General features: G+C 28.8%; 17 protein-coding genes. All 17 read left to right on the plus strand.

Translation table 11 applies throughout. The features are described 5' to 3' along the window. The first annotated feature begins 17 nt into the window (after window positions 1-17). Window positions 18-1394 (plus strand): cobyrinate a,c-diamide synthase, encoded by a 1377-nt coding sequence (locus tag Q3223_RS15190; RefSeq protein ID WP_407812149.1) that lies wholly within the window; start codon window positions 18-20, stop codon window positions 1392-1394. Continuing rightward, the gene (gene cbiB, locus Q3223_RS15195; protein WP_407812150.1) at window positions 1395-2366 is read left to right on the plus strand and encodes an adenosylcobinamide-phosphate synthase CbiB; all 972 of its coding nucleotides are present in this window, start codon (window positions 1395-1397) and stop codon (window positions 2364-2366) included. A gap of 31 nt (window positions 2367-2397) precedes the next feature. Further along, window positions 2398-3468, plus strand: coding sequence for a pyridoxal phosphate-dependent aminotransferase (locus Q3223_RS15200; protein ID WP_407812151.1), 1071 nt, complete (start codon window positions 2398-2400; stop codon window positions 3466-3468). A 1-nt stretch (window position 3469) separates the two neighbouring features. Beyond that, window positions 3470-4357, plus strand: coding sequence for a cobalamin biosynthesis protein (locus Q3223_RS15205; RefSeq protein WP_407812152.1), 888 nt, complete (start codon window positions 3470-3472; stop codon window positions 4355-4357). Continuing rightward, window positions 4345-4977, plus strand: coding sequence for a cobalt-precorrin-8 methylmutase (locus tag Q3223_RS15210; RefSeq protein ID WP_054271879.1), 633 nt, complete (start codon window positions 4345-4347; stop codon window positions 4975-4977). Before Q3223_RS15205 ends, Q3223_RS15210 begins: the two co-directional genes overlap by 13 nt. A gap of 8 nt (window positions 4978-4985) precedes the next feature. Beyond that, a complete protein-coding gene (gene cbiD / locus Q3223_RS15215; protein WP_407812153.1) occupies window positions 4986-6212 on the plus strand; it encodes a cobalt-precorrin-5B (C(1))-methyltransferase CbiD in 1227 nt (408 codons plus the stop codon). Then, the gene (locus tag Q3223_RS15220; protein ID WP_407812154.1) at window positions 6209-6817 is read left to right on the plus strand and encodes a cobalt-precorrin-7 (C(5))-methyltransferase; all 609 of its coding nucleotides are present in this window, start codon (window positions 6209-6211) and stop codon (window positions 6815-6817) included. The genes cbiD and Q3223_RS15220 overlap by 4 nt, the downstream gene beginning before the upstream one ends. Continuing rightward, window positions 6807-7382, plus strand: coding sequence for a decarboxylating cobalt-precorrin-6B (C(15))-methyltransferase (locus Q3223_RS15225; RefSeq protein ID WP_407812155.1), 576 nt, complete (start codon window positions 6807-6809; stop codon window positions 7380-7382). The genes Q3223_RS15220 and Q3223_RS15225 overlap by 11 nt, the downstream gene beginning before the upstream one ends. Beyond that, complete coding sequence (locus Q3223_RS15230; RefSeq protein ID WP_167640480.1) at window positions 7375-8127, plus strand: cobalt-precorrin-4 methyltransferase; 753 nt, start codon at window positions 7375-7377, stop codon at window positions 8125-8127. Before Q3223_RS15225 ends, Q3223_RS15230 begins: the two co-directional genes overlap by 8 nt. Further along, window positions 8111-9232: a cobalt-precorrin 5A hydrolase gene (gene cbiG / locus Q3223_RS15235; protein ID WP_407812156.1), complete on the plus strand. Its 1122-nt coding sequence runs from the start codon at window positions 8111-8113 to the stop codon at window positions 9230-9232. Before Q3223_RS15230 ends, cbiG begins: the two co-directional genes overlap by 17 nt. Then, entirely contained in the window at window positions 9229-9954 is a 726-nt protein-coding gene (gene cobJ, locus Q3223_RS15240) for a precorrin-3B C(17)-methyltransferase (protein WP_054271873.1), read from the plus strand. Before cbiG ends, cobJ begins: the two co-directional genes overlap by 4 nt. Then, window positions 9951-10700 carry a precorrin-6A reductase gene (gene cobK, locus Q3223_RS15245; protein WP_407812157.1) on the plus strand — a complete coding sequence of 250 codons (750 nt, stop codon included), beginning with the start codon at window positions 9951-9953 and terminating at the stop codon, window positions 10698-10700. The genes cobJ and cobK overlap by 4 nt, the downstream gene beginning before the upstream one ends. Before the next feature lie 18 nt (window positions 10701-10718). Next, window positions 10719-12197, plus strand: a complete 1479-nt coding sequence (locus Q3223_RS15250) for a cobalt-factor II C(20)-methyltransferase (RefSeq protein WP_231301249.1) — start codon at window positions 10719-10721, stop codon at window positions 12195-12197. A gap of 30 nt (window positions 12198-12227) precedes the next feature. Continuing rightward, on the plus strand, window positions 12228-13133 hold the full coding sequence (hemC, locus tag Q3223_RS15255; RefSeq protein ID WP_074180123.1) for a hydroxymethylbilane synthase: 906 nt from the start codon (window positions 12228-12230) through the stop codon (window positions 13131-13133). Beyond that, a complete protein-coding gene (cobA, locus tag Q3223_RS15260) occupies window positions 13123-14622 on the plus strand; it encodes a uroporphyrinogen-III C-methyltransferase (protein ID WP_054277709.1) in 1500 nt (499 codons plus the stop codon). The genes hemC and cobA overlap by 11 nt, the downstream gene beginning before the upstream one ends. A 15-nt stretch (window positions 14623-14637) precedes the next feature. Further along, the gene (hemB, locus tag Q3223_RS15265; RefSeq protein WP_054271868.1) at window positions 14638-15603 is read left to right on the plus strand and encodes a porphobilinogen synthase; all 966 of its coding nucleotides are present in this window, start codon (window positions 14638-14640) and stop codon (window positions 15601-15603) included. Between the two features lie 152 nt (window positions 15604-15755). After that, window positions 15756-16334 carry a bifunctional precorrin-2 dehydrogenase/sirohydrochlorin ferrochelatase gene (locus Q3223_RS15270; protein WP_054271867.1) on the plus strand — a complete coding sequence of 193 codons (579 nt, stop codon included), beginning with the start codon at window positions 15756-15758 and terminating at the stop codon, window positions 16332-16334. Window positions 16335-16372 lie beyond the last annotated feature (38 nt).

Genomic DNA, 16372 nt, shown 5'->3' on the forward strand with positions numbered 1-16372 from the left:
TAGGTAGGAGGTGTATTATGAAAAAAATCTTAATTGCAGGTACCAGTAGTGGAGTAGGCAAGACAACAATTTCATTAGGAATAATGCAAGCCTTAGTCAAGAGGAATATGAAAGTACAGCCATATAAAGTAGGGCCAGACTATATAGACCCTTCATATCACACTTTTATAACTGGAAGACATTCCAGAAATCTAGATTCTTATATGTTAGATGATGAAAAAATAAAGTATATAGTGAATAAATCATCAAAAGATGCAGATATTTCAGTAATAGAAGGTGTTATGGGGCTATATGATGGTTTTGGAATAGATTTAGATAACTGTACAAGCTCACATACTTCAAAGGTGTTAAAATCACCTGTTATATTAGTTATAAATGGAAAATCTATGGCTGCATCTAGTGCTGCTATGGTACTTGGATATAAGGAATTAGATAAAGATGTAAATATAAAAGGTGTCATAGTAAATAATGTTAAGACCAATAGCCATTATCAAATAATTAAAAGTTCTATAGAGAAATATTGTAATATTGAAGTATTGGGATATTTTCCTCCAAATAATAAGTTTTCTTTAGAATCTAGACATTTAGGATTGGTTCCTAGTGTGGAGATGAAATCTTTAAGAGAAAAATTTTATACTTTAGCTGATGAAATTGAAAGTTATATAGATATTGATAGGATAATAGAAATTTCAGAAAGTGATGAGTTTGAGAGTGATTTTGATTTTCAAGCTTTAATAGAGAATAATGAAATAAAAAAGCATGTTAAGAATAAATCAATAGCTATAGCATATGATAAGGCATTTAATTTTTATTATAGAGAGAATATAGAGCTTTTAGAAGAACTTGGATTAGAGGTAAACTATTTTAGCCCTCTTGAAGATACATCAGTGCCAACTTCAGATTATATTTATATTGGAGGCGGATTTCCAGAGATATTTGGAAACGAATTGGAGGCAAATGAGTCAATGAGAGCTTCTATATTAGAGGCACATAACAATAACATACCAATTTATGCAGAATGTGGGGGGCTGATGTACCTAGGTGAGAAACTATTGAATCAAGAAGAACAAGAATTTAATATGGTTGGTATATTCAGTGGAATTAGTAAGATGACATCTTCTTTAAAAAGATTTGGATACTGTATTGGTGTAGCTAAAGAAAATACTCTTTTATCTAAAAAAGGAGAAGCTATCAAAGGTCATGAATTTCATCATTCAATATTTGAAAGTGATGAAAAATGTGCATATTCAATGAAAAAAGAAAGAGATGGAAATATAGTTGAGGAATGGGATGGCGGTTATAGTAAAGGAAATACTTTAGCTACATATCTTCATACTCATTTCTATAATAATTTAAATTGTATAGAAAATTTTTTGAATAAAGGAAATAAGTAAATGAATATTTTATCTATTTATATAGGATATGTGGCAGATTTAATTGTAGGAGACCCGTATTCTTTTCCTCATCCAGTAAGGTTTATTGGTAAACTTATAAATTTTACTCAAGGTATAATAAGGAAGGTCTTTAAGAGTGATAAACAGTTAAAATTTGGTGGATTTATATTATGGTTTATAACTGTGGGAATAACGTATTTAATAACCTATTCTATAGTGAAGTTATTTAGCTTTAATGGATTATTGAGCGTTGTGGTAAATGGTTTTATAATTTATACCACACTGGCTACAAAATGTTTGAAAGAGGAAGCTTTAAAAATTTATAATGTATTAAAAACTGGAGATATAGAGAAATCTAGAACGCAGTTGTCTTATATAGTAGGTAGAGATACTACTACTTTAAGTGAGTCTGAGATAATAAGAGCAACTGTAGAAACTGTTGCAGAAAATACTGTAGATGGTATAATCGCACCTATGTTTTATGCATTTATTGGAGGAGCACCACTTGCTATGGTGTATAAAGCTATAAATACATTAGATTCAACTGTTGGATATAAAAATGAAAAATATAAAGATATTGGCTTTGCTTCTGCTAAGATTGATGATGTAGCCAATTATATACCAGCTAGAATATCTGTTGTCCTTATGACAATTGGGAGTTTCTTTTTACGTTACAATTATAGAAATTGTTTTAAGATATCCATTAGAGATAGAAAGAATCATAAAAGTCCCAATTGTGCTTTTTCAGAGGGTGCAGTATCTGGTGCTTTAGGAATCCAATTGGGTGGTACTAACGTTTATTTTGGGGAAAAAGTATATAAGCCAACAATAGGGGATAAGCTTAGGGAGATAGATAAAGAGGATATAATTAAAACGAATAAAATTATGTACGCATCTTCGTTTGTATCTATATTAGTATTTACACTATTATATGTGTTGTGTAGAATGATTTTAATCAAATTAATTATATAAATGATGGTTTGCGAACTTAAGGGGGACATAGATGAAGGATTTAGGGCATGGTGCCAATGTGGATGAGATGGCTGAATTGTATGGGAAAGACCCAAAAGAAATAATAGATTTTAGCTCAAATATAAATCCAAATGTATTGCCAAATTTAGAAAAATACATTTTAAAAGGATTAAAGGAGTGTAGGAATTATCCAGACATAAACTATACAAATTTGAGAGAAAATATATCAAAATATATAGATATAAATCCGAACTTTATAATACCTGGAAATGGTGCTACAGAAGTGATTTATTTGCTTATGAAGAGTCTTAAAAAAAGATTAGCTATAATAAATCCTACATTTTCAGAATATAGAAGAAGTGCTAAGTTAAACAATCTAGATATTATAGATTTAGATTTAGATTCAGAAAATAATTTTAAATTTGATATAGATATAATAAAAAATAACATTGAAAAATTCGATAGCTTATTTATATGTAATCCTAATAATCCTAGTGGAAATGTTCAAGACTTAAAGGAGCTTGTTTATTTATTAGGTCAGTATAATAAGATGTTAATAGTTGATGAAACTTTTATGGAGTTTGTTGAAGATGAAAATGAGTATAGCTTAGTCAAATATATAGAATCAAACAAAAACATATTCATAATTAAAGCTGTGACTAAGTTTTTTGGTATGCCTGGCTTAAGGTTAGGATATGGTATTACAAGCAATACTAACATTATGGACAAAATTTATGAATACAAAGAGCCATGGACTATAAATTCTTTTGCAGACATACTATCTGATTTTATTTTTGAAGATAAAGAGTATATTAGAAAGAGTAAAGAATATTACATAAAAGAAAGAAAATACATGTTACAAGAGTTGAGAAACGTAAAAAATATAAAAGTCTATGATACAGATGCTAATTTTATTTTGATAAAAATTTATAAAAAAACATCTAGAGAATTGAAAAAAGATTTATTTAAGCGAGGAAATTTATTGGTTAGAGATGCATCTAACTTTGTAGGACTAGATGATAGTTTTATAAGAGTAGCTATAAAATCTCATGAAGATAATAAAATTCTTATAGAAAATATAAAAGGTTTATTGGGTGATTAGAATGAAATCTTATGGAATGTGCCCAGCATCTTGTGGAGAGTTTGTACAAGGAATAATTGATGATGAAGAATATCTATGCTCATATGCAATAGATATGTATTCCAAGGTGTATATTGAAGAAAAATTAATAGATATAAACTTAGGTAGACGTAAGTCAAGACTAGCAATTGAGAAAGTATTTGAAAAGTTTAATCTACCTAAAAAATATACTAAAAATATTTCTCTGAATATAGACAGTAAGATACCTGTTGGAAAGGGAATGGCAAGTTCGACTGCTGATATAGGAGCTACTATAAAGGCAACATTGTCATTGATAGATAAAGATTTAAGTAGTGAAGAGATTTGTAAATTAGCAGCAGAAATAGAACCAACAGATTCTATATTTATAGATAAAAATAGCATATTTAATCCCTTAAGTGGAACTGTTATAAAATATTTAGGGAATCTAACCAATGCAAAAGTTATAATACTTGAACCAAACAAAATGTTAGATACTATGAAAATTAGGCTGAGGAAAGATTACAACACCTTAAAAATAGAAAATAGAGAAATCATAAAAAGGTCATTTGCTATTCTAGAAGAGGGAATAAAAAGTGATAACTTATCCCTAGTTGGAGAGGCTTGTACTTTAAGTAGTTTAGCAAATGAAAATATAGAGAAAAAAGAGTACCTAAGTGAAATAATAAAAATATCAAAAAAATGTGGAGCATATGGAGTAAACATTGCTCACAGTGGTACAGTAATAGGCATCTTAATTGATAAGTTTATGGATGATAAAAAGATAATAGATGTATTATGTGAATCTAATATAGATTCTGTTTATAATAAGATTTATACATTGAACATAATAAATGGAGGAATTAAGGGGGAAATAGAATGCAATACATAAAGAATCCTATGAAAATAGAAGAAAAAAGTTTTGAATTAATACAAGAAATAATAGATGAGATTAGACCAGATTATAGATTTAAGAATAATATCGAAGAAAAAATAATAAAAAGAGCTATACATACTACTGCTGATTTCGATTACTTAGACATATTAAAAATATCAGAAGAAGCAGTAGATAGTATAATAGATGCATTAAAAAATAATGCTAGTATTTATACTGATACAAATATGGCTCTTAGTGGAATAAATAAAAGAAAGCTAGAAGTATTAGGATGTAAATATAAATGCTTAGTAGCAGACGAAGAAACAGCAAAATTAGCTAAAGAGAAAGGAATTACTCGTTCTATGGCAGCAGTAGAAATTGCAGCTAAAGAAGATGGCAGAAAGATATTTGTTTTAGGAAATGCACCAACAGCTTTATATAAAGTTATGGAGATGAAATCAGAAGGTAAATTAGATTTAGATGCAGTTATAGGAGTTCCTGTAGGTTTTGTAGGGGCGCAAGAATCAAAAGATGAGGTTGAAAAAACAGACATACCATATATAATTTCTAAAGGTAGAAAAGGTGGTAGTAATTTAGCAGCAGCAATAGTAAATGCTATATTATATACTATGTAGGTATATGTATGGAAGAATATGTATATATAGATGGTAAAAAATATCGAAGAGGATATACTACAGGCTCATGTGCAACAGGTGCATCCAAAGCTGCTGTATATATGCTGATAACAAAAAATAAAATTGATACTATAAATATAGATACTCCTAAAGGGATACCATTATCATTAAAGGTTGATAATATAAATATTTCTAATACATTTGTGGAATGTTCCATAAAAAAAGATGGTGGAGATGACATAGATGCAACTCACACCATGGATATTTATGCAAGAGCTGAAATTGTGTCCAAAAACGATAATGATAAAGATTATCTTACTTTATGTGATATTGATGGTGTAAGTACTAATAGTGAGAGTCAAAATGAACTTTATAAATATATTAGAGTTTATGGTGGAATTGGTATTGGAGTAGTAACCAAAAAAGGACTAAGTGTAGATGTTGGTAAGCCAGCTATAAATCCTACTCCACTTAAAATGATAAACGAGGAAATAAGAAAGCTTGTAGGAAGTAATTTTGAATCTATACTTGGAGATAATAAAGTTTTAAAAATAACAATCTTTGCTCCACAAGGAGAAACAGTAGCAAAGAAAACATTTAATCCAAGATTAGGTATAGTTGGAGGAATATCTATAATAGGTACAACAGGTATTGTTGAACCTATGAGTGATGAAGGATGGAAAAAATCCTTATCCATAGAACTTCAAATGAAAAAAGAACAAGGCTTAGATAAAATAATACTGGTTCCAGGAAATCATGGAGAACAGTTTATAAGAGAAAAACTAAACTTGGATATTAAGTATGTAGTTAGAACGAGTAATTTTGTAGGCTATATGATTAAAGAAGCTCAAAGAATAGGGTATAAAAAAATATTAATGGCTGGTCATATAGGCAAATTTATAAAACTATCTGCTGGTATCTTTAATACTCATAGTAAAGTTGCAGATGCTAGAAGTGAGATATTAGTGGCAAATCTAGCCTTAATGGGAGCTAAATACGAATTTTTAAATAAAATAAATCAGTGCCTAACATCTGAAGAAGCTGTAGATATAATAAACAATAGTGAGTATAAACAGGTGTATAATATATTGAGTAATAAATGTAGAGATAGAGTAAATGAATACTTAAATGAAGAGTCAGATGATATTGATGTGGAAGTGATGATATTTTCAATGGATAAGTCATTGTTAGGTAAATCGGATAATACAGATGCATTAGTGGAGGTCTTTATATGATAAACATAATAGGTCTAGGGCCTGGAAATTTGGACTATATAACAAAAAAAGGTGAAAACTTAATTTCCGCTTCTGATGTATTAATTGGTGGTAAGAGGAATCTAGAATCTATAAAAAACTTCAAAGGAGAAAAAATAATCTTAGATTCTAATTTGAGAGAAATTATAGAGTACATAAATAATAATAAAGAAAAGCAAATATCAGTAATAGCTTCTGGTGACCCATTAATATATGGTATAGGTAGGTATCTATCTAAGAATATTGACAACAAAATGATAAATATGGTTTCTGGAATTAGTTCATTACAATATATATTTTCAAAAATATATGTTGATATGAATGATGTATATATCACAAGTAGTCATGGAAAAGTACCAGATTTTGATTATATACTATCACATAAAAAAGTATGTATGGTTACAGATTCTAAGATAGGTCCAAAACAAATAAGTAAAGAAATAATAGATAGAAATTTAAATAAGATTGTTGTAGTAGGAGAAAATTTATCATATGAAAATGAAAAAATAACAATAGCAAAACCAGAAGAGATAATAAGAATGGACAATTTCGAGATGAATGTTGTGGTGATTTTAGATGAAGAATAGTGAATTTATAACAGGGAAAGTTCCAATTACTAAAGAAGAAGTTAGAGCAATATCAATAAGTAAGTTGAGTTTAGTAAAGGCTAAAAACTTTATAGATATAGGTGCTGGTACAGGAAGTGTAAGTATTGAAGCTGCATATAATTATCCTAATCTAAATGTTATATCTATAGAGAAAAATGATGTTGCTATAGAACTTATAGAGAAAAACATAAAAAAGTTTAACTTAAAAAATATAGAAGTAATAAAAGGGTATGCTCCAATCGATGTAGGATTAAATACCCAAGTTGAGTCTATTTTTCTTGGTGGGACAGGGAATAATTTAGAAGAAATAATAGAATGGTCTAAAAATAATTTAGTTATAGGAGGAAGACTTGTAGCTAATTTTATAATAATGGATACTTTTAATCAAACCTTAAAATTACTTAAAAAATATGGATTTAAAGAAATAGATGTAAGTGTCTTAAATGTTTCTAAACTAGAGAAATTAGGAAAAGGTGAATACTTTAAACCACTAAATCCTATATATATAATATCTTGTGAAAAAGGGGAAAATGATTATGAATAAAGTACATTTTGTAGGAGCAGGGCCTGGAGATAAAGAGTTAATAACATTAAAAGGATACAAATTATTAAGTAATGCAGATGTAGTAATATATGCAGGTTCACTTGTTAATCCTGAACTTTTGGAATATTGTAAAGAAGATTGCCAAATACATAATAGCGCACATATGGATTTACAAGAGATAATAGATGTCATGAGAGAAGGTATAGAAAATAACAAGTCTGTTGTAAGACTGCAAACAGGTGATTTTTCTATATATGGTTCAATTAGAGAGCAAGTAGAGGACTTAAATAAATTGAATATAGATTACGATTGCACTCCAGGAGTAAGTTCTTTTTTAGGAGCAGCTTCATCTTTAGGTGTTGAATATACAGTTCCAGAAATTTCTCAAAGTGTAATTATAACGAGAATGGAAGGAAGGACCCCAGTTCCAGAGAAAGAATCAATACAATCATATGCTAAGCATCAGACATCTATGGTAATATTTTTATCTGTTCAAGAAATTGAGAAAGTTGTGTCTAGATTACTAGAAGGTGGATATCCAAAAGATACTCCTATAGCAGTTATATATAAAGCAACTTGGGCAGATGAAAAAATAGTTAAAGGAACTTTAAGTGACATAGCTATAAAAGTTAAAGAAAATAATATAAATAAAACTGCTTTAATAATGGTTGGAAGATTCTTAGGAGAAGAATATAATAACTCAAAGTTATATGACAAGGATTTTAAACATGAATATAGAGGGTAATATTGCTATAATCTGTATCACAGAAAATGGTAAGAATCTAGCTATAAAGATAAAATCTCTAGTAGATAATTGTGTTGTATATCAAATAAAAAATAAAGAAATTAATTTAAATCTTCAAGAAACCTGTGTACATATAGTTCAAAAGAAACTGAGCGATTTTGTGGGAGAAATATTTAATAAATTTGATTACATAGTATTTATAATGGCTACAGGTATAGTTGTACGAAGTATAGCGCCATATATAGTGAGTAAATTTAGTGACCCAGCAATTTTAGTACTAGATGAGAAAGGTAAAAACGTAATAAGCTTATTGAGTGGGCATATCGGAGGAGCAAATAAATTAACACATTACATAAGTAATCTTATCGATGCTAATCCAGTAATAACAACAGCCACTGATATAAATCAAAAAGCTTCATTAGACATGATAGCAAAAAATCTAAGTGCATATATTGATAACTTTAGAGAAAATGTAAAAGAAGTGAATTCTAAGTTAGTTAACAATAAATGTGTTGGTTTATATGTTGATGAATGGTATCAAGTTGATACTAGAGGATTTAAGTTTATACAAAACATTGATGAATTAAAAGAGAGTTTCTTAAATAAGTACATAGAAAAAGTAGTTATAATAAGCCATAAAATAAATTGTATTAGAGATGTTGAAAATTTAAATACAGATAATGAGTTTGAGAATGGTTATATTAATGAAAAAATAATAAGAGTAATCCCAAAAGATATAGTAATAGGAATTGGCTGTAGAAGAAATACAGATAGTGAACTAATGTATAATTCGCTTGTAGAATTTCTTAATAAACAAAATATAGATATAAGAGCAATAAACACGATTGGAAGTATAGAGCTAAAAAAAGATGAGAAGGCAATCATTGATTTATCAAAAGCACTACAAATACCTTTTAAAACATTTTCAATAGATGAAATATCAAATGTTGATAATCTATTTGATAAATCTGATTTTGTTAAAAAAAATGTGGGAGTGTATTCAGTAGCAGAGCCAGTAGCGTATCTTTTGAGCAAAGGGAACTTAATAGTTGAAAAACATAAATATAAAGGAATAACTTTTTCAGTGGGGAGAATAAAAATATGATATACGTTGTAGGAATTGGTCCAGGAAGTAAAGATACCATGACTTTAGAGGCAATAAAAGCAATAGAAGATTCTGAGGCTATTGTTGGATATAAGACTTATATAAATTTAATAGAAGAATTTATACAAAATAAAGAAATAATTCAAAATGGTATGAGACAAGAAGTTGATAGATGTAAACAAGCAGTAGAGGAAGCGAAGAAAGGAAAAAAAGTGGCAGTTGTAAGTAGTGGAGATGCTGGAATATATGGAATGGCAGGACTTATCTTGGAATTAATATCTAAAGAAAAAGAAGATATAAAAGTAAAAGTGATTCCAGGTGTTACTGCAAGTATTGGTGCAGCAGCTATACTTGGAGCTCCTATTATGCATGATTTTTGTCATATAAGTTTAAGTGATTTAATGACTCCATGGGAAGTAATTGAAAAAAGGTTGAAATTAGCTGCTGAAGCTGACTTTGTAATTTGTTTATATAATCCAAGAAGTAAAGGAAGAAGTGAACATTTAAGTAAAGCATTTAAAATAATGGGTGAATTTAAAAGTGGGAATACGCCTGTTGGAGTGGTTAAAGATGTAGGTAGAGAAAAGGAAGAAAAGTTTGTATGTACCTTTGAAAATATGGATTTTGAAAAGGTTGATATGACTACAATGGTTATAATCGGAAATAAATCTACTTATATTGATAATGAGTTGATGATAACTCCAAGAGGTTATACAGTATGATTTTGATTTTAGGAGGAACTTCAGATAGTTTATTTATATGTGATAAGATAAATGAACTAAAACAACCATATATCCTTTCAGTGACCACAGATTATGGAAAGGAGCTTGCACAACGACATACAGATAATATAATTTTAGGAAAACTCGGACAGGAGGAGATGCTAAAATTTATAAAAGATAATCATATAGTGAAAATAATAGATGCAACTCATCCTTATGCAGTTGAAGTATCTAAAAATGCTATGTATTGTTCAAAACTGTTGAATGTAGAATATATAAGATTTGAGAGGAAATCTCTAATTGAAGAAATAAATTATGATAATAAGTTTATAGTAGATACAATTGAGGAAGCCTGTAAAATAGCAAATAAAATAGGAAAAAATATATTTATAGGAACAGGAAGTAAGAATCTAAATAGATTTGTAGAGGAAATAAACGATAAAAACTTAGTAGTTAGAGTTCTTCCAACTAGTGAGGTTATACTAAGTTGTGAAAAATTAGGTTTAAATGCAGACAATATAATAGCTATGAAAGGTCCGTTTAGCCAGTGTATAAACGAAGAAACGTATAAACATTATGGCATAGACTTAGTTATAACAAAAGAAAGTGGAATAGCAGGTGGTTTCTTAGAAAAAGTAAATGCATGTAAAAGTTTTAATATACCAGTGATAATTATTAAGCGAGAATCGATTAACTATGAAAATGTAATTAATGATGTAAATAAAATTAAAGACATACTTGTATAATTTTTAGGAGGAGAACATATGAAGAAGGCCTTATTAGTAGTGAGTTTTGGTACGAGCTACCATGAAACGAGAGAAAAGACAATAGATATGTGTGAAAATAAAATAAAAAATTCATTAAAAAACTATGATTTTTTTAGAGCTTATACATCAAATATGATAATAAATAAAATAAAAAAAAGAGATGGAATAGAGATAGACAATCCAATACAAGCTTTAGATAAAATATATGAACAAGGATATGATGAAGTAATAATTCAAACACTTCATATTATATGTGGAGAAGAATTTAACAAGTTAAAAGAGCAAGTAGAAGGCTACTCATCTAAATTTAAAAAGATTGTATTAGGGAGACCTTTACTTACACATATTGAGGATTATCAAGAATCTGTAGAGGCGATTAAACATCAAATTCCTCATATGAAAAATGATGAAGCAGTAGTATTTATGGGTCATGGGACTATTCATGAATCACATTCAGCATATCCAGCATTAGAATATATGCTTAGAGATAATGGAGTAAATGCTTATGTTGGTACAGTTGAAGGTTATCCAGAAATAGAGCATGTAATAAGAAGATTAAAAGAAGGTAATATAAAAACCGTAAATCTAATGCCATTTATGTTAGTTGCAGGTGACCATGCTATAAATGATATGGCGGGAGATGAAGAAGATTCTTGGAAAACAATATTAGAAGAGAATGGATTTAATGTAAATATACATCTAAAAGGTTTAGGTGAAAATCCTTATATACAAGATAAGTTTGTTCGTCATGCGACTAAATGTGCAGAAAATGTTAAGTTTTATGGTATAGGAGCAGGACCAGGAGACAGTTCTTTACTTACAATGAAAGCAGTTAGCACATTAAAGAAACTAGATATTTTATATACTCCAGAATCAAAAAAAGGTGGAGATAGCTTAGCTTTATCAATAGTTAAAGAATACTTAAATGAATCAATAGAGATAAAATCTAGACATTTTCCAATGTGTTTTGATGGAAATGAAAAGAATATAGCATGGGACAATGTAGCCGAAGAGATTGCTACAGATGTTAAGAATGGAAAAAACGTAGGGTTTGTAACATTAGGAGACCCTATGATTTATAGCACATATGTGTACATAATGGAGAGAATATCAGATGAGATAGAAGTAGAAACTATACCAGGGATTTCATCATTTTCTAATATAGCATCTAATCAAAATTTCCCACTAGTTATGGATAAGGAAGCCTTAGTAATAGTTCCTTGTACTATGGAAGATGATAAAATAGAACTTGCTTTACAAAATTATAATTCAATAGTATTGATGAAAGTTTATAAGAACTTTAAGGAAATAATAAAAAAACTAGAAAAATATAATCTAATAGAACATGCTATTTTAGTAAGTAATTCGTCTCAAGAAGGTGAAACTGTATTTAAAGATTTACGAGAGGCACATCTTGAAGATAAGATATCTTATTTTTCTACAATACTAGTAAATAAAGAGAACAAAATAAAATAGATGAAGGTAATATTTTAAAGGAGATTTAGTATGAATATCGTGGTTGGAACTAGGGGTAGTAATCTAGCACTTATACAAACAGAATGGGTAATTAATGAATTAAAAAAGAAGTATCCAGATATTAATTTTGAGATTAAAGTCATAAAGACAAAAGGGGATTTGATTCAAAATGTTTCCCTAGATAAAATAGGCGATAAAGGATTGTTTGTTAAAGAAATAGAGCAGCAACTATTGGATGGAAAAATAGATATAGCAGTACATAGTATGAAGGATATGCCCTCTTATTTAGCAGATGGACTAAAATTTGCTCATACACCTAAGAGAGAAGACCCAAGAGATGTTCTAATACTTAGAGAAGGATATAAAAGCTTAGATGATTTACCTCATGGAGCAGTAATAGGTACAGGAAGTAAAAGAAGAAAATTTCAATTATTAAAGCAAAGACCTGACCTAAATATAGTACAAGTTAGAGGTAATGTAGAAACTAGAATACGAAAAATAAAAGATGAAAATATGCATGGGATTGTGTTGGCTGCATCAGGAATAATAAGAGCGAATTTACAAGAAAAAATAAGTTCTTATTTACCTGTTGATGTTGTTATACCAGCACCTGCTCAAGGAGCTTTGGCTATAGAAATAAGAAGTAATGATAGTAATATAGAAGAAATAGTAAATTCACTAAAAGATGAAAATACAGAAATCCAAATATTAGCTGAAAGAGGTTTTTTGGATGGTGTTAATGGAAGTTGTCATATACCAATGGCTGCTTATTGTGAAATAAACCAAGATAAGATACATCTTACTGGTCTATATGGGGATTCAGAAGGAACTAAAGTAGTAATTAAGTCTATGGAGGGGGATATTTCTTCTCCTAGAGAGTTAGGTTTAAAACTAGCTAAACTTGTATTGAAGGAGTATGAAAATTATGAAGGGTAAAGTTTACTTAGTAGGTGCAGGGCCAGGTGATTATAAACTCATGACTTTAAAAGGTCTAGAGTGTATAAGAAAGTCAGATGTAATAGTATATGATAGATTAGCAAATAGTAGTTACTTAAGAGAAGCTAAGCCTGATTGTGAGCTTATATATGTAGGAAAGGTATCAAGTAATCATATTTTGCCACAGGAAGATATAAATAGAATTATAGTAGAAAAGGCTAAAGAAGGAAAATATGTTACTCGTCTTAAGGGGGGAGACCCTTATGTATTTGGTAGAGGAGGCGAAGAAGCAGAGACTTTAGTAGATGAGGAGATAGAATTTGAAGTAGTTCCAGGAATAACTTCTGCTATAGGAGGCTTATGTTATGCTGGTATACCTATAACACATAGAGAACATGCTTCATCTTTTCATGTAATAACAGGTCATTTGAAGGGTGATGATAGTGGAGAATTAAATTGGAATGCTCTTGCAAATAATAAAGGTACTCTTGTGTTTTTAATGGGAATATCAAATTTAAAGAAAATAAGTGAAAACTTAATGAGAGAGGGAAAAGATAAGGATACACCAGTTGCACTTATAAGCTGGGCAACTAGATATAATCAAAGAGTTGTTACATCTACACTTGAAAATGTTTATGAAACTGCTATTAAAGAAGAAGTAAAACCACCAACCCTTATAGTAGTTGGCAGTGTTGTAGGTCTTAGAGAAAAGTTAAATTTCTTTGAGAATAAGCCTTTATTTGGAAAAAGTATTGCTGTAACTAGGTCTAGAAATCAAAATAGTGTATTAGTGGAAAAAATAATGGATTTAGGTGGAAATCCAATTGAAATACCTACTATAAAGATAGAAAAACTACAAAATAATATTAAGTTAGAAAATGAAATAAGAAATATAAATAAATATAATTATCTAATATTAACTAGTAAAAATGCTGTAGAAATCTTTTTTGAAAAGATATATGAAATGAATTTTGATTTAAGAATACTATCTAATTTAAAAATATGTGCTATAGGTTCTGCTACATCAAATGAATTGAAAAAAAGAGGAATTATAGCTGATATAGTACCTAAAAAATTTGTAGCAGAATCACTATATGAAGAGCTAATGCCTATCTTGAAAAGTAGTGATAATATACTTATACCTAGAGCAGAAAATGCTAGAGATTATCTAGTTGACAAGCTTAAGGATATTTGTGAGGTAACAGAAGTACATACATATAGAACAGTAATAGATGAAGAGAAGAAAGATGAGATATTAGATATTTTAAATTCTAATGATATAGATTATATAACATTTACTAGTTCCTCAACAGTAAATAATCTAATTGAAATTATAGGAAAAGAGAATATTAAACTATTAGACAAAATAAAAACACTATCTATTGGACCTATAACTACAGAGACGATAAATAACTTAGGAATAAAGTTATATAAAGAAGCTACTACATCTACTATAGATTCATTAGTAGATTTAATCATAAAAAATTAATTTTGGAGGATTATCATGTTAAGAAGACCAAGAAGATTAAGAGCAAGTAAAGCAATAAGAAACTTAGTAAGAGAAACTAAAGTAAATGTAGAAGATTTAATATATCCGCTATTTGTAGTAGAGGGAGAGAATATAAAAGAAGAAATTAAATCTTTACCAGATGTTTATCATTTATCTATAGACATGTTAGAAGAAGAAATAAAAGAAATAAGTGAGTTAGGTATTGAGCATATAATGTTGTTTGGTGTGCCAAATGAAAAAGATGAGTGTGCCTCACAAGCTTTTAATGATAATGGAATAGTTCAAAAGGCAATTAGGAAAGTTAAAGAGATAAATCCAGAGATGAATGTGATAACAGATGTCTGTATGTGTCAATATACAAGCCATGGACATTGTGGAATTTTAACTGATACTGGTTATGTTGATAATGATAAATCATTAGAGTATTTAGCTAGAATATCTGTAAGTCATGCTAAAGCTGGAGCAGATATGGTAGCTCCATCAGATATGATGGATGGAAGAATACAAGCGATAAGAGAAGCTTTAGATGAAAATGGATTAGAGAATATAGGAATAATGGCTTATAGTGTTAAATATGCTTCAAATTTCTATGGACCTTTTAGAGAAGCTGCTCATTCAGCACCATCTTTTGGAGATAGAAAAACATATCAAATGGACCCAGCAAATAGCAATGAAGCTATAATAGAAACAGAACTTGATATATTAGAAGGTGCAGACATACTTATGGTTAAACCTGCATTATCATATTTAGATATCATAAGAAGGGTTAAAGACAACTTTGATTTACCTCTAGCGGCTTATAATGTAAGTGGAGAATATTCTATGCTTAAGTATGCTGTAAAAGAAGGTTTATTAAATGAAGATGTAATTCTTGAATCAATTACATCTATAAAAAGAGCAGGAGCAGATATAATAATAACTTACTTTGCTAAAGATATTGCGAGATTGCTACAAAAATAGATTCTATAAAGAAAAAGAATTATAAAAAGTATAGGAATTGTAATTAGATATTCTATAGTGTTTTTATTTAGAGCTTTATTAAATAAGAATAGATACTAATTTATAATTTCTATACTTTATTTATGTGATTAAATAAATTTTGGAGGTATAAAATGCTATATCCTATTAATTTAAAATTAGATGACCTAGATGTAGTTATAATTGGTGGAGGAGAAGTCGCATATAGGAAATGTAAAAATTTTTTAAACTTTAATAAGAGTGTTACTATAGTTTCTAAACAACTTTTAAATAAGTTTTATGATTTGGAGGGAGATATAAAGATAATAAAGGATGATTATAGAGAAAAGTATATAAAAAATGCTTCTGTAATAATTGCTGCAACAAATAATAGGGAATTGAATATGGAAATAGGATTATATTGTAGAGCGGAAAATAAACTGGTAAATGTTGTTGATAATGTAGAGGTATCAAATTTTACTGTCCCATCATATATAAAAAGAGGCGATTTACTTATAAGTATATCTACTGGGGGTAAGAGTCCTTCACTATCATCAAAAATAAAAAAGGAGCTTGAAAAGATATATACTGAAGATTATGAGGAATATTTAAATGTATTAGGCGATATTAGAAAAAAAGTTATAAAGAAATATGAAGATAAAAGCGAAAGAAAAGATATGCTTAATATGTTGATAACGCTCGATTTAGAAGAGTTAAAGAAACTTGATATATAAAAAATAAAATAAAAAATATTAAAAATATGTTGACGGAT

Origin of the sequence: Clostridioides sp. GD02367 (genome assembly GCF_045900275.1) — a bacterium.
GTDB lineage: Bacteria > Bacillota > Clostridia > Peptostreptococcales > Peptostreptococcaceae > Clostridioides > Clostridioides difficile_A.